Below are 26,732 nucleotides of genomic sequence, written 5' to 3'. Positions count from 1 at the left end.
GGCAATCTTTTTTCAAACGATCCGATTTAGTTACTTTCCTTGCTTCTCCAGCAGGTTCAGAATGATTGTTACTGCTTCGGCCCGGGACGCTACCTGGTTAGGTGCGAAACGGTTTTGTCCTATGCCATTCACAATGCCCGCTTCTGCTGCTGCCGCAATATATGGCACTGCCCATGCGGGTACATCCTTAGCATCATTGAAGGTTAAGGTCGCTTTTGGATCTACTGTAATGCCCAGAGCCCTAACAACCATAACTGCCAATTCTGTACGAGTAAGCTCCTGCGTAGGACGGAAGGTACCATCGTCATAGCCGCTGATAATTTGCAAAGCTACTGCCTGAGCTACAAAGAACTTAGCCCATGCCGGAATCTTCGCTGAATCCTTAAAGCTTGAAGTGCTACCACTGTCCGGCAATTGCAGTGCACGAGCCAGCATAGTGATAAATTCAACCCGATTTACTTTCTGATTAGGACGGAAAGTATTATCCGGATAACCGCTAACGAAGCCTCCTGCTACTGCCTTCTCAATAGCCGCTGCTGCCCAATGGCTGCCGGTATCCGTCAATGATGGTTTGACTACTGGCGTTGCAGATGGTGTAGGCACCGTTGTTGGTGCTGGTGTAGCTGTTGGTGCTACTGTTGGCGTTGGTGTTGCTGTTGGTTTTGTTGTTGTCACTGGTCCTGTTGATGATCCTGTTGTTGGTGCTGTCGTTGGCGCTGTTGTCGGTTCCGTTGTTGGTGCTGTCGTTGGCGCTGTTGTCGGTTCCGTTGTTGGTGCTGTCGTCGGTTCCGTTGTCGGCGTTGTTGTAGGTTCTGGTGTTGGGTTTACTTCAGGATCTGACTCCTTAATAATACCGAACTCTTCCAGAACATATGGTTTAGCATCATTAATATTCTGATCGATCTCATAAGATACAGCTGTTAATTTGCCAGCATCTACAGTAATACCTACAAAGGTCTGAACTTGACCGCGTTTTGGACGCGTAGCATCACTTGGGTCCGGTCCGTATTTAGCTGCTGTATTCTCATTTGCTACTTCGAAGAGATTATAATACGCATCTCCCAATTCTGGTTTCATGTTCTTGTAATAGACCTTCGCTCCCGCTGTAGCTGGGATCAAATAGATTGTTCCATCTGGATTTACTGTGTACTCTACAGTTTGACCATTGAAGCTTTCCTTGATCTTCACTGTGTCTGCCGCAGTTCCATCAGCTTTAATTGGCTTGGTCCGCGCATAAATATGGTCGTGGCCTTGAAGAACTAAATCAATGCCCAGTTCAGCCATCATTGGAGCAACCTTCGCTCTTTCTCCATTTGTACCCATAATGTCTTTGTCGGTAGCATGGTTAGAGGTTGTGTATGGACCTTTATGCATAGCTACGATAATCCATTTCGCTCCAGCAGCTTTCGCTGCTTTTACGTCAGCCTTCATCCAATCCAACTGTGCTTGGCTGAAGTTAGCAAATTCATCGGAATTTTCATTTGTATTCAGGACTACAAAGTGAGCATTGCTGTAGTCATAGGAATAATATGCTCCAGTTTCTGTTGCAGAGCCCGGTGCTTCCTTAATATTGTAGTGCTCATAGAAGGCATTTGCCTTATCCTCATGATTCCCCGCAACAGGCACGATGGTCGTGTTAAGCAGGGTATCTTGTGAATGACCAAGCAGCCAATTCCACTGTGATTCATTGGTTCCGGTATCTACGATATCTCCGTTAATCGCCACAAACTCAGCATTCGGGAACGTCGTAAGTGCTTTTGCCATCGTTTCACCGGAAAGAATCGCTTCATCTTCGGTCTTAGCCTGTGTATCAGCCAAATCGATGAAAGTAAATGCTCCTGTCTTAGCGGCAGTTTCAAAAGTTCCCACTGCACTCCACAGGCCTAGTCCTTTATCACCTACACGGAAGTAGTATTTTGTATCAGCTTTCAGGCCAGAGGCTTCCGCTTTATGAACTAATTCATCTTTTGAATTTCTGGAAACCGCCGAACGTCCTGTAAACTCAGCAGCCTTAGCAAAGTCTGGAGTAACGCCCGTATTTTCTACAACCTGCAGATCGTTTCCAGTAGACTTCAACGCTGTGTACCAAGTGAAGCCTTTTGCACTCACTGGGTCGCCATTAAAGGTAACTGTAACCTTTTTAATCGAATCCGTTGAAGCGATAGCAGCTTCTGAATTTGTTCTTTCACTTACAGCTTTGATAACAAATTGATAGGTTTGGTTTGGATTAGTATTTTCTACAGTGTAAGTATAAGAAGTTTTACCTTCTTCATTAGGAACACTGGCCGTCCAATTTGCGGATACCAGATCATTTTGCTCATAAATACGATATCCAGACACTGGTGCACCGGAAGCAGGCGCATCCCAAGTCAACGTTATTTTACCACCATCTGCTGCAGTAGCCTTTGCATTTTGCACAGGTTTAACTGCTACTTCCGATTTATGAATGCTGTAGTTATCATACAAGTCTGTAGAACCACCAGTTGTTGTGGTGTAGGCTTCGTAAGAAAGCTCATCATTCGTTACCGTCATCCCCGTGAACATTTCCTTGCCAGGCTGTCCGTATTTAGCTGCAAAAGGGAATGTTCCTGAAGCTACGTTGTATTTCTTATTGCCCGCTGCATTTGTAATCAGGTATAAAGTACCCTTAGGATCAGTTACTACTCCGTTTGAGTCCGGAATAATATCCGTCAATGGCTTGTTGTTGTACATCTGATAACTTCTAGCAAAGGTGTGGTCATGCCCGCCAATTACCATGTCGATACCAAGCTCATCAAACACCTTCGTTAATTGCGCTCTGTAAAAGAGTACATCTGTATCATTGGTGTGATTCGCAACGGAATAAGGAGATTTATGCAGAAGCACAACCTTCCATTTCTGATTGCTTTTTGCCGCTTCGCTACGAAGCCACTCCACTTGTTTATTGTAAATTTCGTTATTCTCAAGATTCGAGCTTGCACCATAATATTCTGTATTAATTACCATAAAGTGCGCTGAACCGTAGTCAAAAGAATATACAGAACCATCAGGTTTTGCACCTGTATTCGAAACATTCGGCAAATTAAAATGAGCGCTATAATTGCTGTAATTTTTACTTTCATGGTTGCCTACCAAAGGAACCAACGGAATATTCGCTAAAATATCCTTAGGCTTATTGAAAAACCATCCCCATTGCTCCTCAATATCACCGTTATCCACTAAATCACCAGAATTCAGGATAAACTCACTTTCCGGGAATTTAGCTAATCCTTCTTGAAGGGTATGATTCCAGATATCAAAATCTTCTTCAGTTGTTCCTTGGGAATCCGTTGTGTATAAGAATTTATAAGCCTGATTACTGGAGCTTTCTGTTTTAAAAGTTCCTACGTCGCTCCAATTATCAGCTTGTCCATCCCCAGCACGGTAAGCATATTCCGTTCCCGGCTGCAGATGATCCGCTATTACCTTATGGCTGGTTAGCACAACTGGTTTTTTAGCAGATTTATCCGCTTTTGTCATGTACACACTAGTTGTAACGGATGTTCCTTCATACAATTGAGCTCCTGCCGCTGGAAACTGGCCATTCTCCAATTTAGAAGCTTCTACTACTTCCAGTTTGGTGCCAGTCACACTTTCAGGTGCATACCAGTTGAATCCCATACTAGTCTGCGGGTTGCCATTAAAAGTAATTGCGATAGAATCAGGCTTCCCAACTCCAGGTTCTACTGTCTCCACTACAGGATAAGCAATCAGGCTCATATCCCAATAAAGGTCAGAGCTAGTGTCGCCCGTCTGGTGAACTTCAGCTGAAAGCTCATTACTTCCATCCTTCAGATTGGCTTTTACGATTTCCGTTAGGTCAACCTTTGTATACTCATTTGGATCACTGCCATTAGTTGTACTAAGTGTCTGATAGTCGATTTCACCAGCAGGCATAGCCTCGCGGTAGATTTCTGCACCATTCAGATACAGCACAACTCCGTCATCAAATGCAAAATTACCTAATACTTTATCCGATTTCGTAATCTCTTCCTTATTCACAGTTACATTTGTCCGGAAATAGGAAGTACGATATTTCTTCTTTTTATCCGAGCCGTAGCTTATATTTGTATTCAGAGCACCAAATTGCTTGCTGCTGACTCCGGCCCCAGAATCTTTATAACCAAGCGGCGCTTGGCCTGATGCCCATGTAGAATCATCGTAAACAGACCGCCATACCGAACCTTGATCCGTTCCGTTATCTAGATATTTCCATGTAGAATTGCCCGCCAGTAGTGTAATTGGCTCTAGCGTTTGTAATTGCAGTAATCCAGCATCCTCATTGCTGTCTTCTGCAAAAGCTGGCATTCCTGTAAATGTAAGTCCCAGTACCATAACGAAGGCTAGTGTCATGGATACTGCTTGTTTTAATAACCTGTTCATAATCAGTCTCCCTTACTGTTATTATGAAATGCTTGCATCCATTCATAGTAACTACTAAATATTTTCACAATGTACGGATTGATCCACTAGTTTGTAAAAACGGCTTGTGTATTTAATCAGGCAAAAGTGGTTACAGTAACGGCAAGGTTATGATCAAGGAGGACAAACATGGACGATACTCAAGCTTTTGTAGACAAAGTACACGACACCCAGAAGAAAGCAGAAAAGAACAAACAGAATCACGGTAAAGGAACACCAAGCCAAAAGCTGCCTAATAAACAGCACAGTAAATAGAACACGCCTACACGAAAACAAAAAAAGCAGCAAGCCCTCCCGGATCGGAGTGACTTGCTGCTTTACTTTTTGTATATTGAGCTTGCTTTCAAAGGAGTTATTTACTCCATTTCACCACATTCACGGCTACCTTCTCTAATTGCGCCTTGCTCAAAGCCTTGTCTGGAGAACTAATCGTCACAAAACGATCATCCAGTTTATAGGTCAAAAACAATGAATCGCTGGTAGGGCTGTACCACTTAGCTTCTGTACCATTGGAAAGCTTTATGGTATCGCCTTTGTAATCATAGGAGTAGTCACGTGGAGAAACGTTCACCCTCATATGGTTGAACAAAAAGTACACTCCATCTTCAGAGCTAGCTGCTTTTTGAAAAGCATCTCCACTCACCATTTGTGCTGGTGCATAAACCGTCTTAAACCCATCGAAATTTGCGAAAGCTTTAGAAATTTGTTCTTTTTGAGCGTTGCTGTACTGTACTGGTGTTAATGCATCTTTATCCGGCACCACAGTTCCAGTACCCAGAATGACCTGATTCGCCACTGCATCAAAAGTCACTGGCACCTTCAATACGTCAGCCAAGGCGCGTACAGGAAGGTAGGTTGTATTGTTATAAGTAATCGGAGCTAATGTGTTACCTTTATTATCAACAGGTGTATAAGCTGCACCATTCACTTTAAATCCAATGCTGTGATTGAGGTATGCGGTGATTTTTTGCAGCTTAGTTCCTGCGTACACACCAGCCGAACCTGTGATTGCCATCCCAAATACCATCGTTGCTATAATAATCTTTTTACTTTTCATATGTTATGCCTCCTTAGAAGATCAATCTCGGTTTTTACTTTAGCTCAAGTTTTAAAAGAATATGTCTCTAAGTTGTATTTAACTTGTACCCAATTTGTAAAGAAACTATTCATCTGGAGCTCTGGTTTGTATAAAAAAAACAGCAACCCGCTTATCCCATAAGGATTTAACGGATTGCTGAGAGCTTTAACCTTGATACGGAGTTGTAACCTTATACACTTCCGAATATAAAATTTCTCTATAAAGTTGGAATTCTTCTTCATCAACAGGGTTAGGGTAAGTCATAATTAAGAGTGGTAAGTCTTCATTTCCTTCACGCAAAGGAGGCTGCACATAATCGTAAGGGTTCAAATGAAAGCCCAGCCGCTCATAAAAGCCAATTCTCCGCTGCTCCATTTCACCCAGTGGCCGCTCAACTTCCAAAAGGACAGGCTTGTTAGATAGACTGATGTATTCAGTCATCAGCTTTTTGCCGATTCCTCCACCTCTGATGCCCGGGTCGACTGCTATATGTTCTACAAAACGAAAGCCGGGAAACTCCCAGCAGGCCATAAAAGCAACAATTTCACCCTCAGAGTTCATCTCGGTAATGAGACGATAATCTGGGACTTCCAATAACTCCTGTTGTCCCTCAAAGGTTCTGATCTCAGAAGTAGGAAATGAGGCTTCCATAATAGCGAATATTTCATCAAAAGTTGTGTGATTCATAACATAAGTTCTCACTTTCTGGATTTGTGGTCTATTATAAGTATACCTTACACATATTATCTTAACCCGAAATTCATTAAGAACTCAAGGTACTAGTACCTGGTACTAGGATAACGTGATATACTAAATAGAACAGTTATACACATCTTGTTTGATATAGGAGAGGTTCATATTGGATAATCAGCAATGGATCGCACCTGAGTTCTACAATCTCACTTTGGAAATGGAAACCCATGCTCCTGAGAAGATTGCGCTTAAGTGGTTAAATGAGCAAGGAGATTATGAGGAAATTACTTACGGCGAATTACGCAAACAAGCTAACCGGCTGGCCGGAGGACTTGCGAAGCTTGGGCTGCAACAAGGGGATCGTGTTCTTGTTATGGTTCCACGCCGCATCATCGCTTATGTCATCTATTTAGCTTGTCTGAAACAAGGACTTGCCATCATTCCATCCTCAGAAATGCTGCGTGCCAAAGATTTATCCTACCGCCTGCGCCATTCTGAAGCCAAAGCGGTTATTGCTTGGTCCGAAGTAACCGGGGAAGTGAATAAAATCTCAGAGGATCTTCCTGCTCTCGATTACCGTCTTTCCGTATCTGGCAGCTCAGACGAACTCGGTGAAGGCTGGCTGGATCTAGAAGATCTGATGGTTGGACAACCAGATACCTTCACAGCTGTCGCAAGCCGCCGGGATGATATGGCTATTCTCGCCTACACCTCAGGTACTACCGGCAACCCTAAAGCGGTCGTTCATAGTCATGGCTGGGGTTATGCTCACTTGCGGATCACCTCACCTCAATGGCTGGATATTCAAGGATCTGACACCGTCTGGGCAACAGCAGCTCCCGGCTGGCAAAAGTGGATCTGGAGTCCCTTCTTAACCGTTCTTGGCAACGGAGCTACAGGTTTTGTATATAGTGGATCCTTTCATCCCAAAAAATATTTGCAGCTATTGCAGGATCACAAAATTCAAGTATTATGCTGCACCCCAACAGAATATCGTCTAATGGCTAAAACAGAAGACTTAGGTCGTTACGACTTGTCTACCCTGCGTTGTGCAGTATCTGCCGGAGAGCCATTAAATCAAGAGGTCATTAACACCTTTCAGCGTGAATTCGATATCACAATCCGTGATGGGTACGGCCAGACGGAGAGCACCCTAATTATCGGAACACTCAAAGATACTCCAATACGCATTGGTTCTATGGGTAAATCAATCGCACCCGGCTTAGTCGAGGTTGTGGACGAAGACGGCAAGCCACTACCTGCTGGAGTGGTTGGTGATATTGCCGTACATTTGAGTATGCCAGCTCTGTTCCACACTTATTACAAAGATCCCGGTAGAAAAGAAAGCTCCACACACGGCGAATTCTTCATAACCGGCGACCGGGCAAAAAAAGATGAAGATGGTTATTTCTGGTTCGAGGGTCGTGGGGATGACATTATCATTAGCTCAGGTTACACTATCGGTCCTTTCGAGGTAGAAGAAGCATTGATGAAGCATGCCTCCGTTAAGGAATGTGCGGTCGTAGCCAGTCCAGACGAGATCCGTGGGCACATTGTTAAAGCATTTATCGTACTCAAGGATGAGATTGTTGGTTCACCAGAGCTTGTAAAAGAGCTGCAATCCCATGTTAAAGAGTGGACAGCCCCTTATAAATATCCGCGCAAAATCGAGTTTATTCAGGATCTTCCGAAGACGACCTCCGGTAAAATACGGCGAGTAGAGCTTCGTGAACAGGAGAACCAAGCTGCGCAGGAATAAACATAGCCATAAAGATTACCTTATTAAAAAACAAAGAGCAGCTAGTCCATAAATGGACTGCTGCTCTTGTTTATTTGGCATCAGGTCGTTACTCGGACCAATATTTCGCATCCGGGTTCAGCGACGCGCCAACTTCACCTTCTAATACTAAATCGCAATCGAGGTAGCCCTCTTCATCCAGGAAATAAACCTCCTGCTTGTAGAACTCGCATAAGGTCTCCAAGAATTTATCGGGCGAATCATACATCACGATTAAATCGCCGAAATCATGGAGCAGGTCACATACCTGTTCCACACCATCGGCAGACTTATAATAACAAATGAAATCACTGCCATAGTTCGTTAAGATAGGCAAGATAACTCCATCAGGATGTTGACCTTTTTCCTCCAATATCCCAGCTAATACCTTCATCTCCTCTTCATATTCATCCATATGAATCAGGCGGTACCCTGGAATAAATTCGATAAGGCTTGGTTCCTCTTCCTCACTGCTTGTCCCTGAGACAGTGCTATAAATAGCTTTCAGCAGTTCAGGAGTCTCCGGCAAAACTGCCGTAATCTTTGCTTCGTTACCACCCTTGCCCAAGCTGGCAATATAATCAGGGCGTAATTCTGCGGACAGCTTAAGGTATTCTTGGAATTGTTCTGTCAATTTATTGGTGTGCATATTGTCATCCTTTACTTATTTGCGGAAGTCCACATCTTCATCAGCCACGTATCGAAGTCAGCGCCTTTTTCACCTTCATAAGCGTCGTACACGTCAACTCTCATCTTCTTCAGCTTCTCTTTGAAGTCCTCGTAAGAATGATCTCTTGGCAGGCTCTTTTTAATTCTCAGCAGGATCTTGGATACGCCTTTAACTAGTTCAGGCTTGTTCTTCGATGGCACCTTAACGTCTTCACCAAAAGCCTTCAGCTTAAGGTAAGCAGCTTCTTGAACTGTATATACAGGATCGCTCTCCATTAAACGCGTCAGGATATCGATAATTTGTTTGTGGTTGGTCTGTCCCAGCTCTTCAACTGCTTCTAGACGCGCTCTCCAATCCGCAGAGCGGTTGGCAGCTTTCTTTAATTCCTCATAATTCTCCGGTAGTTCATTGTTCAGTTCTTCGATCATTCCGTTCAATCCCCTTCTATTAAAAACTATCTATCTTACAGTAACAGTATAACCAACCATTGCGCAAGCTAAGAGAGGAAGATCTTTGCATGAATTCATGTGAATATCATATTTCCGCAAAAATATGGGTAAAGTATCCGGAGTAAGTAGCCAGCGCAACATTCTATCGACTATATACGTTAGTAACTAGAGAAATTCAGACAATACATCAAGGAGAGTGACCTAAGTTGAAAAAGCATACCTTCATGCTAGCGTTAACCATTGTACTAAGTGTGGTGCTTGGCGCCTGTTCCAGCAACAACAGTAACAATGGAGCTGCCATTGAAACGAATCTGACTGCAAAAGAAATGGTCGATCAAATGCTGAGCAAAGTAGAGCAGCCATCTTTAATGGAGCTTGATGCGGCTACAGTTGAACAGCTATATCATCTCAACCCAGAATTGCTTGAAGATTATAGCATTAGAATGCCTATGATGAATGTGAAGACTAACGAAATTGCGGTTCTGAAAGTTAAAGATGTAAAAGATATGACCACTGTTGAGGATGCCATCAAAGCGCGTGCAACAGATGTCCAAAAACAATTCGAAACCTATCTGCCTGATCAATACGAAAATGCCAAGAACTATAAACTTATTAAAAAGGGTAACTATTTCCTGTTCGTTATTGCTGATCCTGCGGATCAAGATAAACTCGTAGCAGACTTCGATACTTACTTCACAGAAAAATAAATAACCATGGTATTCAGCAGCCTACTTTTCCTATTCCTATTCCTGCCGGCTGTCCTAGCGCTCTATTATGTTTCGCCCTGGCGAATCAAAAACCTCATATTGTTTTTAAGCAGCCTGGTTTTTTATGCTTGGGGCGAACCTGTCTACATTGTTATCATGTTGCTGTCCACCATTACAGATTACAGCTTTGGTCTACTGCTCAGCAGACCAAAGCTGACTGCGGTGCAGCGCAAGTGGATTGTGGTTAGTTCCGTCATTATTAATCTAGGCTTATTGTCGTATTTTAAATACGCAGATTTTCTCATCCAAAATATAAATGAACTCCTCGGTACACATATTCCTTTAACGGATTTACCTTTACCTATTGGGATTTCATTTTATACTTTTCAATCCATGTCCTATATTATTGACGTCTATAGAGGAACTTCGAAAGCACAACGCAATTGGATTGATTTTGTTACATTCGTAGCGCTGTTTCCACAGTTAGTAGCAGGTCCGATTGTTCAATATAACACCATTGCCGGGCAACTACGTGAACGTTCGGTCGATATCCCCATGTTCGCAGAAGGTGTACGGAGATTCATAATCGGATTAGCCAAAAAAGTGCTGCTCGCCAACAACATCGGTCTGCTCTGGCACACCATATCCAGCTCCAATTTAGATTCCCTGCCTGCTTTAACCGCTTGGCTTGGGATTATTGCGTTTGCTTTTCAGATCTATTTTGACTTCAGCGGGTATTCGGATATGGCTATTGGTCTCGGTCTCATGTTCGGCTTCCGCTTTAACGAGAACTTCAACAAACCTTATATCTCTCAGAGTATTACTGACTTCTGGCGGAGATGGCATATTTCCCTTAGCAGTTGGTTTCGTGACTACGTCTATATCCCGCTTGGAGGCAACCGCCGGGGGTTAGGCATTCAAGTGCGCAACATCCTCATCGTATGGCTGCTCACGGGTATCTGGCACGGGGCCAGCTGGAATTTTCTGCTCTGGGGATTATACTTCGGGGTCATTCTTATCTTTGAAAAATGGTGGGGATTAAAGCTGCTAAGCCGTCTCCCCCGTTGGACAAGGCATTTATATGCCGTAGTACTTATACTCATCGGATGGGTCTTATTCGCTTTTGAAGAACTTCCTCTGGTCATTGGCTACTTCCAAGCGATGCTTGGCTTTAATGGACAGCCGTTATGGAATAATACCACTTTATACTTCACTTACACGAACGCGATTCTACTCGTGGTGTTAACCTTTGCCTCTACACCTGTGAAACTCTCTAAGCGGATGGATTCTAGATCGGTTCCTGCTCTTGTTTGGTATGGCGTGTTATTTTTCCTATCTGTTGCCTACTTAGTAGATGCAACCTTTAATCCATTTTTATATTTCCGATTCTAACCATTAGGGGGTGATTGTTTATGAAGCAGAAGACGGATCGAATCCTGGTTGGGGGATTTGTTGCAACGTTATTTCTGGTCGCTATCCTCTTTTTCTTACTGCCTGTTCAGCGTTTCTCTGAGCTTGAGAACCGGTATTTGCAAAAGGCCCCCCATCTGACATGGGACAATTTATTATCCCACACCTATGCGGAAGAGGCCGAAAGCTTTGTAACCGATCATTTTCCATTTCGGCCCAAATGGGTATGGGTGAAATCGGCGGTGGAACAGATGAGGCTGCAGCAAGAGAATAACGGAATCTATAAAGGAAAAGACGGCTATCTTTTCGAAAAATTCGCAGCACCTGATTACACTAAAGTTCAGCAATATGCAGCAGCTGTGAAACGCTTTGCCGATAACAATCCTGATGCAAACACCACTTTCTTACTCGCACCTACATCGGTTGGCTTGTACAAGGAACGTCTGCCCTGGTTAGCTCCTGTCTATTCGCAAGCTGAGGTGAATCAAACAATAGCTAAGGATGTAGGGGATAGCCTTACTTTTATAGATGGATTTGATGTGCTTAGCCCACATGCCGCAGAGCCCATTTACTATCGCACCGACCATCACTGGACAACCTACGGTGCCTACTTAGCTTATGCAGCCTATGCTCAAAGCATGGGCTGGCAGCCTCTGTCCCGGAGCGAATACCAGATTCAGACTGTGAGTAATTCATTTCTCGGAAGCTATCATACCCGGGGGCAATTTATCGGGGTCTCACCTGATTCCATTCAATTGTACAAACCTAATCATGAGGTATCCACCCAAATGTACATTGAAGATACCGGTGAGACTTTAACAAGTATGTATGACTCAAGTTATCTGGCGAAAAAAGATAAGTACTCTTATTTCTTAGGGGGCGTACATGCGCTCATGAAAATCACCAGCCAGCTTGATCCAACAACGGTCAAACAGAAAAAGCTGCTCGTCATCAAGGACTCCTATGCACATAGCGTTATTCCTTTCCTGACTCAGCATGTGCCTGAAATCTATGTGATCGACATCCGTTATTATAATGGAAACATCAGTGATTATATGGCTCAAAATGACATCAAGGATGTCTTGCTGCTTTTTAATACGGCTACTTTTATTGATAATGCGGCGCTATTGAAGTTAAATTAAAGCCACTCAGGGAAAAGGTGTTGTGCGGGAATGTTGGACTTTCGGTCGCTGTTGTCTCCAGATGTTTTTGATTTTACCGCTATCAGCGGATAACATCCGGAGACAGCTTATGCTTCCGATGCGAGCTTTCCTTCGGAAAGCTTTCAGGCGAACGCTAACGCTCCTACAGTTCCAAAGTTCCCTCCTTAACTTCAAACCAAATACTAAAACTAATATACGAGTCCTCTAATCTGGACTCGTATTTCAGATCATTTTTGCCAAGAATCTCCGCGACGATGGACAGGCCAAGTCCAGTACCGGAGATTTCTTTATTTCGAGACTCTTCAATTACATAGAATGGGTCCCAGATATACGCTAAATGCTCCGTTTTCAGGCGAGTGGTTTTATTGGAGATCGTGAATTTTAATGTACGCGTAGTGTCACTCCGTAGTTTTATTTCAAAAAAATTCTCTTCACCATATTTAATGGCATTACTAATTAAGTTGTTGAATACTATCTCGATTTGGCTGATATCTTCTTCAACGACAGAGGATTCAAGCGAATGAAAGTCGGTCATTAAGGTTATGTTTTTATTTTTTAACGTAATATTATATTGTGAGATCACTTTTAGCAGAAGCTCTTTAAGATCAAAAGGCTCTTTATGCACTTCTGACTTCTGGATCTTGGACAATTTAATTAAATAATCCACCATATCCGACGTATACTTCACTTGCTCCAAAATGATATCCGTATACGTGCCATCATCCAGACCGTCCTGAATGCCAATCGTATATGCTTGGATTAAGGATAATGGTGTTTTCACTTCATGTGAAATGCTTGAGATAAGGGTATTTAAACTTTGATTTTTCTCCTCCAATTTGGCATGAGTGCTCTTTAGACGCTGACTCATCTGATTGATGCTTTTCGAGAGCTCTTCGATTTCATCCCCCGTTTGAATCGTCACTTGTTTAAAATCGAGATTGGATATATCCTTTGCGACATCCTGCAATTGTTCTAACGGTGTAATGATCTTTTTTGAAAAATAAGCCACTAACAGCAAACTGATAATAATCCCCAGTAGAATGGAGTAAAAGCTGAATTGATTTACGAGGGTCAAGGCATCTGTATTGTGCACAACCACAGTTCCTATGAGGATTAGACTGCTATCCTGCTCGTATATTTTCGTTAACAGACTCGATTTCAATTTGCCCTGATTAAATAAAAGATTAACCGCGTTGCCTTGTTTTACTTTTTGTAATACCTCATCTGTGATCCAAAATTTATTAAGTGCCACCTTATCTTTAAACAACGCAAATTGAATATTTTCGTTAATTTCTGCTGTACTTCCACTGTTTTCAACCCTAACAATCGTTACGTTATTATTGTTCTCGATCCTGCTTTCATTCTCCATGAGTTGATCCAAACGGAGATCCTTTACTTCGTCATAAATGCTGTTGATCTTGGTTTTCATTTTGTATAGGTAATAATCTGCTGAGAAATAGTTATGCAGGAAATAAGACGTACCAAAAACAATCAGCAAAATAATGCTCACCATGATCAATAACTTCGTACTTATTTTATGAATTTTTATCATGGAAGCTGTACCCCATTCCCCTATGCGTGATCACGTGGTCGGCCCCAATCTTATCGCGCAGCCTCTTAATATGCGTATCTACCGTTCTTTCTTCGCCTAGATAATCCATTCCCCAAACCGCAGACAATAAGGCATCTCTGGATAAAATGCGTCCTTTATGCTCGTACAGGAAGGTTAGCAATTCAAATTCTTTTTTATATAACGCCAGTTCGGCCCCATTCTTGTACACTTTCTTCCGCTCAAAATCGATTTCTAAATCCCTAATCGCAGCCACTTTTTCAGTGCCTAGCATTTTTTTAATTCTAAGCATCAAAATCCTTGGGTCGAATGGTTTTCTTATATATTCATCTGCCCCTATATCCAAGGCACTGAATTCATCATCATGGGAAGACCTTGCGGTCAGCATTACAACTTTAGCCAAACTAACCTTCTTGATTTCATTACAAACCTCAAGCCCGCTTCGCTTAGGCATCATCCAATCCAGCACCACAAGATCAATCCTATTGGAAAAAAAGAGCTCTAGCGCTTCCTCACCATCCGCTGCTGTCCAAACGTTATAGCCTTCTTTTTCAAAATAAGTCTTCAATATAATGGTCATGTGTTTCTCATCATCCGCAATTAAAATATTCAAAGTAGATTCTCCTCCCTATAGTTATCAGAAGAAAAAGGCGAAATCCTTTACAGGTTTCACCTTTTCATATATTTTCATGCTACGTTATTGCAACTTCTCTAGCCCCTTCGTCAGTACGTTCCACATCGGGTTATCGACTGTCTTTCGATCAGGCTGTTCACCCTTCTCTATCGCTTCCCAATACTCCCAGGTTGGAGGCTCAGTGCCAAGTTCATAATCCATACCATCCCAAGTATCCTCCCGGAACGCATAAAACGCCCAGTGCCAGCCGTAATCATCAAAAATCGAGATTAAATCAGCCAAGTATTGATCTGCACCTTTTACAAGCCGGTTCGTGCCAAATTCTTCAGCGACAATACGATTAGCAGGGATGTTATTCTTTTCTGCCCACTGTGCGATAGGTTCTAGAAAATCCTTTAAAGCTTTCTTATTAAATGCTTTTTCCGTCTTCTCCTCACCTACTTTAACCGTTCCAGGATATTCATAGGTTAAGCCTTTTTTCTTGTTTTGGCTGGTGAGTTCGTAGGGTTCATACATATGAAAAGCATATAATACATTCGCATCATCGATGGGTTTCAAATATTTAAAGGCCCATGGTGTAGCATACAGACCAGAATTGACGATAATAGGGGTTTCCGTATCTACGGTTCGAATCGCTGTCACAATAGTCTCATATAAAAGATTCAAATCCGCCGGAGTATTCTCCACTGAGCTATACCATTCGTTGTAATCCTCTGTCCAAAAATCATTAAATCCAGTAGCTTGTTCAGGATGTGGCTCATTAATAAGATTATAGCCGACCACCGCAGGATGATCTTTTAATCTTTCCGCAAGATCCTTCCAAAACGTTGCCGCTTGTTCATGATAACTGAAATCCTTCCAGATTCGATCATCATTTGTATAATTATTAAACTGCCGCCACCGATCTCCGGGCAGACTAAGGGCTGTCAGCACTACTTTTGAACCCCGCGCCTCAGCTGCATCCAAGTCTGCTTTTAACGCTGTAAAATCATCCTCAACAAGCCCCTCGTATTTATCTGCATTCCCTATTAAAAAGTCTTTATCTGGAGTAGCATCCGGTTGATCGTTAAACAGAAAATCACTATCTTTTGCCCATTTATCTGGCGCAAGTCGAATGAACTCTATATTATTTTCCTTCGCCGCATCATAATTCTCGGGTATAGATTTGGAATTCATGAAATTTGTTCCTTTTCGCTGTTGATCCCAGAAAGCGATCTTCTCATTGACCTCTTTCTTTACCTCCTTCTCCGGTTCATGATTTGCTTGTGGTGTTGCTGCACTGCATCCTACGACTGCCAACAAAATCAATACGATAAATCCTTTAAACTTCTTCATTCCCTCACCTCATAACCTATCGTAGCCAATCTCTGTTACAAGAGTGTCACAAGGATTAGTGGACAGCTAAACCCTACCTTTATTTTCGCTGCGCAGCAACAGAATTTGCCATATCAACTAATTCAATTTCGGTCAGTGGTTTATCGCTCATAAGAGAATAAGTGAATTTCCCGTCTGTCCAAGCTGCCACTAAATAATCACTCTCATTTCCGTAAAGCATTATAGATCCAACCTTTTTTGTTTCTGAATATCCTAAATAATCTGTAGAATCTCCTGTACCTTCTAGCATGAAATATTTCAACTGATTGGCCCCATTAGTGTATACTACCTGTGCCATTCCAAATTGATTAATTGCAGATTCGAACTGGTATCCATTTGGCAGTTTGGTAGGAATTTTTAAATGGAAAGGCAAGCTGGCGGCCAGTTCTTCCACCGTACTATATTCCACAATGCTATTTGGTCCTTGTACTCCTAATTCCTGATTCGGCTTTTGCAAATTCGTCAATATGGCAATGCTACAGATCATAAGAACAATACATGCAGCTAGTGCGCTAAATCTTCTCCACCGTATTCTTGCAGCAACCTTATTGGTATGCTGGCCTACAAACACATTGGACAATATACGGATTTCATCAGCGGGAGTAAGGCGGATTGACTCCATAATTTCGTTATATTTGCTCATCAAAATCGTAAGCTCCTTTCAAATTGATTTTCAGCGTACCCCGCGCTCTGTGTAGAAGAGAACGGACAGTAGCCTCTTTTTTATCTAGTAATGAAGCAATTTCTGCTGTTGAATACTCCTCTTGGTAATACAAATGGATTACTATACGATACTTCTCAGGCAAAATTTTGACCGCATCCCAAACAAAGCTTAAATCCTCTGTTAACTCCGCCACCGGATAATTCTCAGTCAGTTCCGAGTTCTTACGAAACCATGCAGAATTCAGCTTGTTTTTACTTAGATTAATGGCCACACGTAAAAGCCATGCCTTTTCATGTTCCGGGTTTTCGAAAGACGGATTGGCCCTCATCAATTGCAGCAGAGTATCCTGCACAATATCCTCTGCATCGCTCATGTTATGCATATAGGAATAAGCTACTCTTAGAATCGAATTCCCATATAGCTTGAGCGTAAGCCCAATGTCATTTCTGTATGCTGCTTCGACGAAATCTCCAGCAAATGATTTCTGAGACTCCTTAGAGTGAAGCTTCCCCTTTGAACTGATGAATAATGTTGTCACTTGGCGCAACAATGAGGCAGCTTTGACCCTGTATTTCAGCAGTCTTGTCCACACTGTTTCTTCTACTAGACAGACGAACATCCTTTCTCCTCCTATATCCAAACCTCTCTATCCCATATACAAAATACAAACCCAAAATGTTGCATTAACTAAATCTATTATTAATGAGTTTTAAAAAAAGAATTAAAATTCATTCTGTTTTTGCAACATTTCTTATAGTTCAACTGTGTATAAAGCAGAGTCACCAGAAGCAATTCAAATTTGAAAGGATGGTTTATATCATGAAAAAACTATTTTTAACAAGTGCCTCATTTGCACTCACGCTCACAATGTCCGCCTCCGTCAATGCTGCTGATATTTCGAACATTGCTTTAACTGCTGCTGCACCAAAGCACAGCTTAATTACAACCACACCAAAGGAGGCCAGCAAATATCAGATTATTGTAAATGGGCAAAAGACTGATGTAGATGTTGTTGTAAAGGGCCCGAGCGCTGATCTGAAGGCTGTAATGGTTCCACTACGTGAAATTTGCGAGAAACTTGGTTTTACTGTGACTTGGAACAAAGACAAAACCGTCACTTTGGATGACGGAACCATGCATAGCACAATCACGATTGGCGAAGATGCTTATATTGCTTCCACCAGCATTCCAGGAGCAATCGGTACAACGGCTCCCTTCATTTTAGGAGCAGCTCCAGTAATAATTAAAGACTCTGCTTATGTTCCTCTTGGTTTGTTCCGTGTTCTACTGGGCAACGGAGATGATGTAGTTACTATGAATGGTCATCAGATATCTATTCAAACTAAAATGCCTGATAATACACAAATTCCTAGTCCTCTTACTGAGCACACTACAATTGAAGCTCTGAAAAAAGCTGTCAGTTTTAACTTTGAAGTGCCAACTGCTCCTGCCGGTTATACAATCAGCCTTATTCAGGATATTAGCGGGAATTTAGCTGAAATCAGCTTCTCTGACAGCAAAAATACTATCAACTACCGCGTCAGTTCAGGTAGCAAAGATAACAGCGGCAATTCTAACGTATATGACAGCACTAAAGTAATTACAGTAAATAATTCTCAAATCACATGTAAAGGAAATGGCGGATCAATTAGCCTTGCTGTATGGGAAAAAGATGGCTTAAGCTTCTCTCTCTCTTCTGATGAGGGACTAACCACTTCTCAAATGCAGGATATGATAGAGAGTATTCTCTAATTTAGAGTGTATCCAAACAACAAGAAGCTCAACGAGATATTGCGTCATGACAGTATCACTAAAAAGAGATATTCCAAAACCGGACCGGCTTTAGAACATCTCTTATCTTCGACTAACCTCACAAATCATATTCATAGTTATCAAACTTGCCATCTGAGGCGAAGACATATTCACAGATGTTCTCACCCCATCTAGCTATAACACTGAAGACGCGACCCGAAGTGGGAATATCACTGGTGGATGCTGGAGGGTTCACAAATTCATATTTCCCTTCGACGAGTGTTACAGGAACTTCTACAATTGGAAGCTGCGATTCATCAAAGCTCTCAGTTAGATAGGCCATGTTTATTGTGACTTCACTCGGTGCGTAATCTCCAAAGTCGACCTGCATTTTCTCCCCTGGTTTCAAGCGACGCAGACCCGTTAGAAGCGTAGGTTCACTATGCCAAGCCGTATAGTAAAAGGAAGCCCGATCATAGTCCGCTCCATTCCAGCTCGTCTTTAGAATGACATAGTTCTCTATAGCATCTGTACTATTCTCATGTGTAATGATAAGGGGCGACGGTTCAGCAGGACTTTTGAAAGAGCTCTCGGATTTACTCATTATTCCCCCGCGTTCCCCAAGCACCACCGCACCAATGATAACTACTGCCAACAGCATCAATGAAATCAATAATATCCTTTTAGACTTATTCCTATGTTTGATAATAAGCTCCCGCCTTTCCGTAAACTTCTAACCCTTCTTTCATTTAACACTTGATCATCAAGCCATGCAAGTAGGTAGCTGATGAATTATATAGCAAATCCAAGAGGTAACTCTCCTTCTATCATATTCTATTTCTAGGAGGTGAATATAATATGACCATTCAGTTTGTAGATTTAAGACTATCCAACCAAGCAGCTTCGGATGCTACACCAGCAGTTATTCCACTAGCAGCAACTCCCCTTGTTTTTGGGGATATTGGTATTCAGACCGCAGGCGTGTCGGCTGAGAATCAGGGCAATGTCCGCGTACTTTTGACCGGATTTCTAAAAGTAGAAAACAATCCTCTTTTCAATACCAATACCGTTAATGTTCGCAGAAACGGAACGATCATTTTCACCACGACATTTGGGGTTGCGATCAGCAGAGAAAATGAAGCTTTCGGTTTTACAGCAGTAGATATTCCACCACCAGCGGCTGTCGCAACAGGTCAAATTCAGTACACAGCAGAGATCTTCACAAATGCAGCTGCAACAGATCCCTTTAATAATGTCCAAGCCAGAAACTTTAGTGGCGTTGCAGCTGCGGGTAACTCCTAACATGAACATCTAGTGGGTGGGAAGCGAATTTCCCCTTTAAAAACAGAAGCTCAACCAAAGGTACTGGTTGAGCTTCTGTTTATTCCCCAAATAATAGATCCAGAATCCGTTCATCCGCCTTTCGGTTCTTCCCTTTATAAGGATAACAATGAATATGAATCGCTGGATTAAAGTTAATCTCAATAACGCTATAGTTGGTAGCATTGGCTTCTTCCTTGATGTCATCAATCATCATATCCACTCCACAAAAAGTGGCGCCCGCAGCTTTAGCCGCTTGAATAGCCAGAGCCTTATAACTATCTGGGATCTCATCCGTAAAATCCAGGCTGTCACCACCCGTGCTAATATTAGAGTTCTCCCGAAGATAGATGACTTCGTTTAATGGAGGAATATCACTCCAAGCCTGAGCGTGGTTGTTCAAGAACATCGCTTCTGCTTCACCGATCTGAATTTTCTCAAGTGGAGTCTTGTACCCACGACCTCTTAACGGATCCTTATTCTTCTCGTGCACCAGTTGTTCAATCGTATGTACACCATCTCCAATCACATTTGCAGGAACCCGGTGCAATACTCCGACTACTTCATCACCCATGACAAGAAAACGATATTCTTTACCCGTCATGAATTCCTCTAGTAGCACTGTTCGATCAAACCCGAAGGCGATTTCGAAGGCTTTTTGATAATCTTCTTTAGAGAAGTCGTCTGTAAAAATAGTAATGCCGAGTCCAAAATTGGTTGATTTGGGCTTAATCACAATAGCCTTGTTACGGTAAGTGCCATGCGCATTCATTGCCTCTTCCAGATTTCGAAAAGCTTCTCCTGCCGGAACACGAATGCCTTGCTGTTTAAGAACTTCTTTCGTAACGATCTTATTCTCCATGATTAATACCGTACTATAAGAATCAAGGGAGGTCTTCGTAGCTTGCTTAATATATTCTTTATGATCACCTTGCGTAAGAACTACAAAGTTCTCTTCCCGATCGATCAATTGAAACTTAATGCCACGTTTAACCGCTGCCTTCAAAAGAAGCTGTGTAGATAGCTCCAGATCCTCATATCCCACAAAACGGTATCCATTCGCAAGACTTTCCTTAGCATATTGTTTAGCTTTATTCAGATGGTATTGTACAAAAGAGGATTGCTGAACTTCCGACTTCACAATAGCTGCAAAGCTCCGGTCTGGCTCTACAATTTTATTCTTAGCTCCATGCAAAACGTTCAAAAACAGTTCATTCTCCGGGTTCAACAGTTGGATCATATCCTGCATCTCATGAATACAAGTTAATGCCTGCTGCTCCATCGTTGTACATGAATCCCCGTAATCATGCAAACATCCCTTTATTCCTTCCATGATTAGTTGATCATGATTAAGATTCGCCAGCTTCTGATCCTCTACTCCGAACGGTTCGTCCTCCTTCAGCAGCATATACAGGATAAAAAGATGAATGAAAATCATCGTTTCTTTGCCGATTCCTATTTTGTAGAGTGGATTCAAATCAATAAACCGAAGCTCCAAATAAGCTATCCCATCTTGCATCAGTTCCTCTAAAGGATGTTTGCCTCTTGCTGTCTTCACTCTAACCGGACTATAAAACTCTTTTACACTTAATAATTCTTCCGATTCGATCAAAGCTTGTAAATCATGAACATAATCCTTTAACGAAGCAAAAGATACATAAAGAGGTTTTTCGTTTCGATACCCGCATTCGCTATTCCGCAGTGAATTCATATTCTGATAATAAAAGCTTTTGTCGTCATCTGATTCCCCGCGAGCTACACATTGTTCCATATATGTCTTATCAAAAACAGGGCTGGCGCCTGTTAAATAGATGAGAAGCCAACGGTACCGCAATAGGTTGCGGGCTATTTTTAAGTAGGTAGCGTCTTTGAATTCTTTAAAGCTCACCTGCGGATCTGCGATGTCATGAAGCTGTCGCAGAAATTGTTCATCAAAAGAGAAATTGTAATGGATTCCGCTCAGCAATTGTCTTTTGCGACCGTATTTGTCTGCTAGCTGATGTCTGTATTCATCCTCAATTGGATTACCCATCTTGGCAATGGGGATGTCCTGATCATTCGGTAACCTCGGAGGATTACTACTTGGCCATAGATATTCTTCCTTGAGCTCAAGCGACACAATATCCTGCAACGCCTCCAGAAAGTTATAAGTCTCATCAATAGAATCAAAAGAGGGGGTGACCATTTCAATTTGACTCTCTGAGAAGTCGGTTTGAATATACGGGCTCTCCATTTTGTTGCCAAAAGCTTTAGGGTGTGGTGTCAGCGCCAGTCTTCCCTCTGGATCCACTCTGACATTTTCTTTTTCCAGTCCAAATTCGCCGTGAAAAAGCTCCTTATTCAAATGGTTATCCCTTAGAAGCTGTATGAGTTTACGATTTAATAAAGCCATTTCAACGATCATCCTTTGCTTAGTAGTTTATCTGCTGTTTGTTCATTTTGAATAAAGATCTTCTAAACCAGAACACAAGAATAACCCCTTTAAACACACTGCTTAGAGCAATCGACATCCACACCCCATTCAGGCCAAAAGGTTCGGATAAAATCAAGGCTAGTGGAATTCGTAGTGCAGTAAATGTAATACTGAAAATCGGCGGGATATGCGTTTGGCCAATGCCGTTAAAAGCACCTACTGTCATCAATTCCATACACATAAATAATTGTGAGTAGCCAATGATGCGCATATAATCAGTGCCTAATTCCAGGCTTGTCTGATCTGATAAAAACAAGGAAAATAGCTGCTGCGGGAACGCAATAAATATAAGCGATATGATCACGCCAAAGATGGAGGTTAAGATCAAAGCCTTACGATATCCCTGCCCTATACGGTCCAATCGGCGTGCTCCATAATTTTGTCCAAAAAAGGCAGCAATAGCTCCCTGTAGTCCTCCAATAGTCATATAAGAAATAGATTCAATTTGAATCCCTACTTTTTGCACCGCAATCGCATCCGCCCCAAAACGTACTATGATCTTAGCAATGACGATCGATATGAGCGTAAAGGTGACCCGTTGGATTGTGATCGGAAGTCCCATACGGATTACTTCTTTCATTTGACGACTGTCCCATGCTGATGTGTTCGAAATGATTTCTGACTTTCTTGTCTTTATGATAAAAAGAGCCGTAACTAAGATGTTCGCTGTCAATGTTGCCGTGGCTGCCCCCGCTACTCCCCAACCTTCAAAACTGCCCCAGCCAAAAATTAAAAATGGATCAAGGACGATATTAACCATAAGACCAACGGAGAAGATCTGAAACGGTTGTTTACTATTTCCCATCGAGTTTAAGAGTGTGGCAAACAAAGTATTTACGATGGAAAATACCGTCCCGAAGATCGAAATCATTAAAAATTGTCGTGCCATCCGTTCAACTTCATCACTTCCAAGATCAAAAAAACCAACCAACTGATTGTTGGTCAACAGAACTAAACTCATATAGAGAAGTCCTAATAAAATAGACATCATAAACCCGTTTTTCATATAAGATTTAGCCTTCTCTATCTGGCCAGATCCCATACAAAACGCAACCTTAATCCCTGTACCGATCGTAATCATAGTCGACAATGCAATCGCTAGATTAATGAAAAAACTCGCCGTGCCAATCGCGGCAACAGGACCACTTCCTAATCTTCCAACCCAAATCATATCGACGAGGCCATAGGTTGTGGAAATGAAATTCGTCGCAATAATGGGAAGCGTTAATTTCATTAAGGTAGGCATAATAGGACCCTGAGTCAAATCATTCATGCCCTGCAATTCCTTCAAATCTAATAACACCTTCTTCATCTGATTTTCAGATTTATTATATAACCAAACACTTATATAATCAATTGATTATATTTGAGCAATCTGTTGGACCAGCGCTTCAAGCATCCGTATCCGATTAAGGAGTTCCAATTCTTCTTGTCTCAATCCGTCCAGCTGAAGATTCAGAGATTCGCCTACTTCCTTGATTAACTCTGCATGGGCACACCCATAACTCCTTTTCAATTTAAAAATAGACTGGATATCCCTTAGCTTCACTCCATAACTTTTCAACTCTTGAATGGCAAAATAATCTGCCAGATGCTGCTCTGTATATATCCGTTTACCATCTGGTCCCTTGGAGGGTGGTGCATCAAATGATAGGCTCAAGTCTTATAATCTTATATGGAATGGTTAGTGTGCTTGGGGCAGTGGGGATTCTAATTAAGGGCTCCGCTAAATCTGCTGTGGGTTATATTTATTTGTTTTTGCTATCTCATATTACGTTAGTCGTCATCACCCTTTATGCCTTATGTAACCGCTTAACTTCATTTGGTTTATTATCGGTTTTCTCAACTGTCTTATCTCCCGCTGGCTCAACGGTAAGTTTGTCTTCGGTACGAATAACTGGCTTCATTACTTTATTGTTGTGCTGGTCTTTGCTGTGGGCTACTTCTTAACCTAGTCTCTTCATTATGAGCCTGGAGACAGAAGGTGGAACTCCTAAAAAGTATATAAATTGTGTAGACATCAAAAGACAGTTCCTAATGCACAAAATGTGCCTACCGGAACTGTCTTTTTATCGTAATTAAAATTTCTTTTGTTTTTCAGTCGAATGGCTATTGAAAACGGATTTTAGTTCGTTTACAATAAAACCAATAATAAGTTCTATAATTATAGAACAAATAAATGTTTTAGCAACTTACTCAAAGAATGGAGAAGCTCATGGAATATAAAGTAGAAGTCGATTTTGCCCCCATGTATGAATGTGTGAACAGTATGACTGCTTTTCTAAGCAAGCAGAACCATACTGCTATGGATTCCGGTAAGCTCTGGGTACGTGAAGTCCAAGCAAGATTTGCCCCGATGTTGCTTCGTAAAATGCAAGAGGTCGTTAAAAAACTTGATGATTTCAGTTTGGCTCCCTACATTTGGTCTTCACCGGGCGAGCGTTCTGTAGACGGCTTTTTGAATTGGTTCGATGGTTTATCTTCGGGTGAACTGTATGAAATATCTGGACGTTTCGGCCAATCGGTTCCCTCTAATCTTTCTGAGCTAAGGGACACTGCCTCTGACATCCTGCGCGAATGGAACGCGGGTTACTTCAATGGAATCGACCCTAATATCCTCAAAGGGCTTGAACAGGAAGCCGAGTCAAGACGAACGACACTGAATGGGAACAATGATATGGAAGTCTTTGAAGCAGCAACCGACGGAATGCGCCTCTATCCAACCGAACGTCTGAAGCAGGTCATTATCATTCCGCAATATCATGCCCGCCCACTGGTCACCACCTCTATGTTTGATGAATTCGTTTTCACTAGCTACTCTTGTGATGTTCTCCCTCCGGAAGCTGGCCGGCCTGCTCCAGCACTACTTCGACTTACCCGGGCACTCTCGGATGAGACGCGGCTGTATATCCTTCGTTTGCTTACAGGCAAGCAGTTGAATTTCACGGAAATCGTGCGGGAAGTCGGACTTTCTAAAAGTACAATCCACTACCATCTGATCGCGTTGCGCGCAGCAGGGCTGGTCATTGTCCATACCAACGTTAAAAGCACATCGTACAGCCTGCGATTGGAAGCCTTAAATGGGCTACCACAGCAGATTGGGTCGTATCTAGAGAGTCAAGCATAAACGCCTTAAGCGTCCTTATAAGGACGGTAAGCGTATATGCGAGAAATATAAGAAAGGAGTGAACAGGCTATGATAAAACGCAGCTATTATGGTTTACTCTCAACCATAACTCTAAGTGCTTTTGGGGATGCTTTTGGCTTGTTGGCTATGGAATGGCTCGTCTATGAATTGACGGGTTCCAAGCTAGCGATGGGAGCACTCGCGCTCAGCTCCGGCATACCTGAGCTGCTGCTGCGCTTGCTGGGCTCGCCGCTGTCCGACCGGCTCCACCGGGTACGCTTTATGGCCTGCTTGGCAGCCATTCGCCTGTTAGCTATAGCACTGCCGCTAGGCATGGGTCTGGCTGGCCAACTGCAGCTGTGGCATCTGTTTGTCGCCGCTGGTCTCAGCGGGGCCTGCGCCGCTCTGTTCATGCCAACAGCCATGGCTGTTATTCCCGGCGTTGCCGATAGCCGGAAGCTGGTGCGGGCTTTTGCTATCATCGATGGCAGCAAAAGTGCAGCAGTCTTGCTAGGCCCCGCCCTGGCTGGGGCGTTGACCGCTGCCAGTGGAGCACTGCCAGCCCTTAGCATCAACATGTTATGTTATGTTGCGGCCATCATTACCTTGCTGTGCCTGCAGAAGCTACCCAAGCCCTCTCCAGCTCCAGGCCGTTTCTCCATTACCGTCTATGTTCGCGAAATTGCTGAGGGTTTTACCTTCTATAAACAATTCCCCGCCATGCTTACGATAATGATGATGGCCTCTATTAGTAATCTAAGCTCAATTGCCGTCTGGACCATGATGGTTCCTTTTGTACGCGAAGTGCTCCACCGTGATGCGGCGACGATGGGCACACTTAGTACAGTTTTCGCACTTGGAACCTTAGTCGGGCTAAGCATCATTTCCATGATAGGGGAAATTAAAAAGAGGCGGCTTGTCATGCTCGGCAGTCTGGGGACCATCGGTTTAGTAACAACATTATGGGGGTTATTTCCTAGTTTTTCTTTTGCTCTCGCCGCCGTATTCGCCACCGGAACGATAGCTCCCTTCTTCGGCTCCTTAAGCTCTTCACTCCATGGACGTCTGGTTCCGGGTAATCTGCAAGGAAGAGTCAACTCCATCCGTTTTTTAATCGGTGGCGGCTTGCAGCCTTTTGGTGCTTTTGCCGGCGCCGCGATTGCTGAACTCTATGGCGTGCCTGCGCTTTTTGTCATCGCCGGATTGCTTCCACTGCTCTGTGCCATCGCTGCCTTGCTGCTCCCCGGACTCAAAACACTGGACGGCGACCTCTCCACACTTGAAGCCACTCATAAGCCGCCCGATGCTGGGGTTCCCCCGCACAAAGTTGTTGCTGAACGTTAAGTGAATCAAAAAAACAGGCGATACCGGATACCGGAACATCGCCTGTTTGTATAAGTTTTCACCTAGGAGCATCGCTACTAGGTATAT

General features: G+C 42.8%; 24 protein-coding genes. 10 read left to right on the top strand and 14 right to left on the bottom strand.

The genetic code is table 11. The features are described 5' to 3' along the window. Positions 1-30: 30 nt before the first annotated feature. The gene (locus tag MKZ09_RS04635; protein ID WP_081394405.1) at positions 31-4,401 is read right to left on the bottom strand and encodes an S-layer homology domain-containing protein; all 4,371 of its coding nucleotides are present in this window, start codon (positions 4,399-4,401) and stop codon (positions 31-33) included. A gap of 168 nt (positions 4,402-4,569) precedes the next feature. On the opposite strand from MKZ09_RS04635, the gene MKZ09_RS04630 reads away from it, so the two are divergent. Next, a complete protein-coding gene (locus tag MKZ09_RS04630; RefSeq protein ID WP_051491363.1) occupies positions 4,570-4,695 on the top strand; it encodes a DUF4023 domain-containing protein in 126 nt (41 codons plus the stop codon). 97 nt (positions 4,696-4,792) lie between these two features. Here MKZ09_RS04630 and MKZ09_RS04625 read toward each other — a convergent pair whose 3' ends face one another. Next, on the bottom strand, positions 4,793-5,497 hold the full coding sequence (locus MKZ09_RS04625; protein ID WP_076138458.1) for a hypothetical protein: 705 nt from the start codon (positions 5,495-5,497) through the stop codon (positions 4,793-4,795). Positions 5,498-5,683: 186 nt separating this feature from the next. Continuing rightward, entirely contained in the window at positions 5,684-6,205 is a 522-nt protein-coding gene (locus tag MKZ09_RS04620; protein ID WP_076208105.1) for a GNAT family N-acetyltransferase, read from the bottom strand. Between the two features lie 169 nt (positions 6,206-6,374). Between MKZ09_RS04620 and mbcS the strand changes: the two genes are divergently transcribed. Continuing rightward, positions 6,375-7,970: an acyl-CoA synthetase MbcS gene (gene mbcS, locus MKZ09_RS04615; protein WP_076208107.1), complete on the top strand. Its 1,596-nt coding sequence runs from the start codon at positions 6,375-6,377 to the stop codon at positions 7,968-7,970. An 88-nt stretch (positions 7,971-8,058) separates the two neighbouring features. Here mbcS and MKZ09_RS04610 read toward each other — a convergent pair whose 3' ends face one another. Both MKZ09_RS04610 and MKZ09_RS04605 read right to left on the bottom strand, forming a co-directional pair. After that, positions 8,059-8,637: an SMI1/KNR4 family protein gene (locus MKZ09_RS04610; protein ID WP_076138461.1), complete on the bottom strand. Its 579-nt coding sequence runs from the start codon at positions 8,635-8,637 to the stop codon at positions 8,059-8,061. An 11-nt stretch (positions 8,638-8,648) separates the two neighbouring features. Then, entirely contained in the window at positions 8,649-9,086 is a 438-nt protein-coding gene (locus MKZ09_RS04605; protein ID WP_036684913.1) for a HEAT repeat domain-containing protein, read from the bottom strand. 227 nt (positions 9,087-9,313) lie between these two features. Between MKZ09_RS04605 and MKZ09_RS04600 the strand changes: the two genes are divergently transcribed. The 3 genes from MKZ09_RS04600 to MKZ09_RS04590 are packed head-to-tail and all read left to right on the top strand — an operon-like array spanning position 9,314 to position 12,366. Then, positions 9,314-9,814 carry a DUF4358 domain-containing protein gene (locus tag MKZ09_RS04600; RefSeq protein ID WP_036684911.1) on the top strand — a complete coding sequence of 167 codons (501 nt, stop codon included), beginning with the start codon at positions 9,314-9,316 and terminating at the stop codon, positions 9,812-9,814. A gap of 6 nt (positions 9,815-9,820) precedes the next feature. Next, entirely contained in the window at positions 9,821-11,206 is a 1,386-nt protein-coding gene (locus MKZ09_RS04595; protein ID WP_076208109.1) for an MBOAT family O-acyltransferase, read from the top strand. 20 nt (positions 11,207-11,226) lie between these two features. After that, a complete protein-coding gene (locus MKZ09_RS04590) occupies positions 11,227-12,366 on the top strand; it encodes a DHHW family protein (protein ID WP_076208111.1) in 1,140 nt (379 codons plus the stop codon). A gap of 163 nt (positions 12,367-12,529) precedes the next feature. Here the strand turns inward: MKZ09_RS04590 and MKZ09_RS04585 are convergent, their stop codons facing one another. From MKZ09_RS04585 to MKZ09_RS04565, 5 genes are all read right to left on the bottom strand, one after another. After that, complete coding sequence (locus MKZ09_RS04585) at positions 12,530-13,939, bottom strand: HAMP domain-containing sensor histidine kinase (RefSeq protein WP_081394406.1); 1,410 nt, start codon at positions 13,937-13,939, stop codon at positions 12,530-12,532. Then, positions 13,923-14,570: a response regulator transcription factor gene (locus tag MKZ09_RS04580; RefSeq protein ID WP_076208114.1), complete on the bottom strand. Its 648-nt coding sequence runs from the start codon at positions 14,568-14,570 to the stop codon at positions 13,923-13,925. Before MKZ09_RS04580 ends, MKZ09_RS04585 begins: the two co-directional genes overlap by 17 nt. 84 nt (positions 14,571-14,654) lie before the next feature. After that, entirely contained in the window at positions 14,655-15,926 is a 1,272-nt protein-coding gene (locus MKZ09_RS04575; RefSeq protein WP_076208116.1) for a glycoside hydrolase family 5 protein, read from the bottom strand. A gap of 79 nt (positions 15,927-16,005) precedes the next feature. After that, the gene (locus MKZ09_RS04570) at positions 16,006-16,608 is read right to left on the bottom strand and encodes a DUF4367 domain-containing protein (protein ID WP_076208118.1); all 603 of its coding nucleotides are present in this window, start codon (positions 16,606-16,608) and stop codon (positions 16,006-16,008) included. Beyond that, complete coding sequence (locus tag MKZ09_RS04565) at positions 16,595-17,248, bottom strand: RNA polymerase sigma factor (protein WP_081394407.1); 654 nt, start codon at positions 17,246-17,248, stop codon at positions 16,595-16,597. Before MKZ09_RS04565 ends, MKZ09_RS04570 begins: the two co-directional genes overlap by 14 nt. A gap of 200 nt (positions 17,249-17,448) precedes the next feature. On the opposite strand from MKZ09_RS04565, the gene MKZ09_RS04560 reads away from it, so the two are divergent. Next, positions 17,449-18,381, top strand: coding sequence for a stalk domain-containing protein (locus tag MKZ09_RS04560; RefSeq protein ID WP_218643145.1), 933 nt, complete (start codon positions 17,449-17,451; stop codon positions 18,379-18,381). Positions 18,382-18,499: 118 nt separating this feature from the next. Here MKZ09_RS04560 and MKZ09_RS04555 read toward each other — a convergent pair whose 3' ends face one another. Continuing rightward, entirely contained in the window at positions 18,500-19,054 is a 555-nt protein-coding gene (locus MKZ09_RS04555; protein ID WP_038568787.1) for a hypothetical protein, read from the bottom strand. A 185-nt stretch (positions 19,055-19,239) separates the two neighbouring features. On the opposite strand from MKZ09_RS04555, the gene MKZ09_RS04550 reads away from it, so the two are divergent. Next, positions 19,240-19,683 (top strand): hypothetical protein, encoded by a 444-nt coding sequence (locus MKZ09_RS04550; protein WP_036684901.1) that lies wholly within the window; start codon positions 19,240-19,242, stop codon positions 19,681-19,683. Positions 19,684-19,762: 79 nt separating this feature from the next. Here the strand turns inward: MKZ09_RS04550 and gshAB are convergent, their stop codons facing one another. The 3 genes from gshAB to MKZ09_RS04535 all read right to left on the bottom strand — a co-directional run bounded on the left by gshAB (position 19,763) and on the right by MKZ09_RS04535 (position 23,834). Then, a complete protein-coding gene (gene gshAB / locus MKZ09_RS04545) occupies positions 19,763-22,093 on the bottom strand; it encodes a bifunctional glutamate--cysteine ligase GshA/glutathione synthetase GshB (RefSeq protein WP_076208120.1) in 2,331 nt (776 codons plus the stop codon). Positions 22,094-22,112: 19 nt separating this feature from the next. Continuing rightward, a complete protein-coding gene (locus tag MKZ09_RS04540) occupies positions 22,113-23,465 on the bottom strand; it encodes an MATE family efflux transporter (RefSeq protein WP_232061141.1) in 1,353 nt (450 codons plus the stop codon). A 69-nt stretch (positions 23,466-23,534) separates the two neighbouring features. Further along, entirely contained in the window at positions 23,535-23,834 is a 300-nt protein-coding gene (locus MKZ09_RS04535; protein ID WP_076208122.1) for a MerR family transcriptional regulator, read from the bottom strand. On the opposite strand from MKZ09_RS04535, the gene MKZ09_RS04530 reads away from it, so the two are divergent. The 3 genes from MKZ09_RS04530 to MKZ09_RS04520 all read left to right on the top strand — a co-directional run bounded on the left by MKZ09_RS04530 (position 23,822) and on the right by MKZ09_RS04520 (position 26,645). Then, positions 23,822-24,124 (top strand): hypothetical protein, encoded by a 303-nt coding sequence (locus MKZ09_RS04530; protein WP_143767391.1) that lies wholly within the window; start codon positions 23,822-23,824, stop codon positions 24,122-24,124. The genes MKZ09_RS04535 and MKZ09_RS04530 overlap by 13 nt on opposite strands. A 265-nt stretch (positions 24,125-24,389) precedes the next feature. Next, entirely contained in the window at positions 24,390-25,301 is a 912-nt protein-coding gene (locus tag MKZ09_RS04525; protein WP_036684895.1) for an ArsR/SmtB family transcription factor, read from the top strand. A gap of 69 nt (positions 25,302-25,370) precedes the next feature. Then, positions 25,371-26,645, top strand: a complete 1,275-nt coding sequence (locus MKZ09_RS04520; protein ID WP_076208124.1) for an MFS transporter — start codon at positions 25,371-25,373, stop codon at positions 26,643-26,645. The last annotated feature ends 87 nt before the right edge of the window (positions 26,646-26,732 follow it).

It is taken from the genome of Paenibacillus sp. FSL R5-0908, assembly GCF_038006245.1.
In the GTDB taxonomy this organism is placed as follows: Bacteria; Bacillota; Bacilli; order Paenibacillales; family Paenibacillaceae; genus Paenibacillus_AQ; species Paenibacillus_AQ odorifer.
The sequence above is the reverse complement of the archived record's forward strand: the minus strand, read 5'-3'. Positions and strand labels throughout refer to the sequence as shown.

What these genes read in the sequence shown, in the direction of transcription:
- MKZ09_RS04635 (WP_081394405.1), bottom strand. Translation starts at nt 4,401, where the DNA reads ATGAACAGGTTATTAAAACAAGCAGTATCCATGACACTAGCCTTCGTT.
- MKZ09_RS04630 (WP_051491363.1), top strand. Translation starts at nt 4,570, where the DNA reads ATGGACGATACTCAAGCTTTTGTAGACAAAGTACACGACACCCAGAAG.
- MKZ09_RS04625 (WP_076138458.1), bottom strand. Translation starts at nt 5,497, where the DNA reads ATGAAAAGTAAAAAGATTATTATAGCAACGATGGTATTTGGGATGGCA.
- MKZ09_RS04620 (WP_076208105.1), bottom strand. Translation starts at nt 6,205, where the DNA reads ATGAATCACACAACTTTTGATGAAATATTCGCTATTATGGAAGCCTCA.
- MKZ09_RS04610 (WP_076138461.1), bottom strand. Translation starts at nt 8,637, where the DNA reads ATGCACACCAATAAATTGACAGAACAATTCCAAGAATACCTTAAGCTG.
- MKZ09_RS04605 (WP_036684913.1), bottom strand. Translation starts at nt 9,086, where the DNA reads ATGATCGAAGAACTGAACAATGAACTACCGGAGAATTATGAGGAATTA.
- MKZ09_RS04595 (WP_076208109.1), top strand. Translation starts at nt 9,821, where the DNA reads ATGGTATTCAGCAGCCTACTTTTCCTATTCCTATTCCTGCCGGCTGTC.
- MKZ09_RS04590 (WP_076208111.1), top strand. Translation starts at nt 11,227, where the DNA reads ATGAAGCAGAAGACGGATCGAATCCTGGTTGGGGGATTTGTTGCAACG.
- MKZ09_RS04585 (WP_081394406.1), bottom strand. Translation starts at nt 13,939, where the DNA reads ATGATAAAAATTCATAAAATAAGTACGAAGTTATTGATCATGGTGAGC.
- MKZ09_RS04575 (WP_076208116.1), bottom strand. Translation starts at nt 15,926, where the DNA reads ATGAAGAAGTTTAAAGGATTTATCGTATTGATTTTGTTGGCAGTCGTA.
- MKZ09_RS04570 (WP_076208118.1), bottom strand. Translation starts at nt 16,608, where the DNA reads ATGAGCAAATATAACGAAATTATGGAGTCAATCCGCCTTACTCCCGCT.
- MKZ09_RS04565 (WP_081394407.1), bottom strand. Translation starts at nt 17,248, where the DNA reads ATGTTCGTCTGTCTAGTAGAAGAAACAGTGTGGACAAGACTGCTGAAA.
- MKZ09_RS04560 (WP_218643145.1), top strand. Translation starts at nt 17,449, where the DNA reads ATGAAAAAACTATTTTTAACAAGTGCCTCATTTGCACTCACGCTCACA.
- MKZ09_RS04550 (WP_036684901.1), top strand. Translation starts at nt 19,240, where the DNA reads ATGACCATTCAGTTTGTAGATTTAAGACTATCCAACCAAGCAGCTTCG.
- gshAB (WP_076208120.1), bottom strand. Translation starts at nt 22,093, where the DNA reads ATGGCTTTATTAAATCGTAAACTCATACAGCTTCTAAGGGATAACCAT.
- MKZ09_RS04530 (WP_143767391.1), top strand. Translation starts at nt 23,822, where the DNA reads ATGATAGGCTCAAGTCTTATAATCTTATATGGAATGGTTAGTGTGCTT.
- MKZ09_RS04525 (WP_036684895.1), top strand. Translation starts at nt 24,390, where the DNA reads ATGGAATATAAAGTAGAAGTCGATTTTGCCCCCATGTATGAATGTGTG.
- MKZ09_RS04520 (WP_076208124.1), top strand. Translation starts at nt 25,371, where the DNA reads ATGATAAAACGCAGCTATTATGGTTTACTCTCAACCATAACTCTAAGT.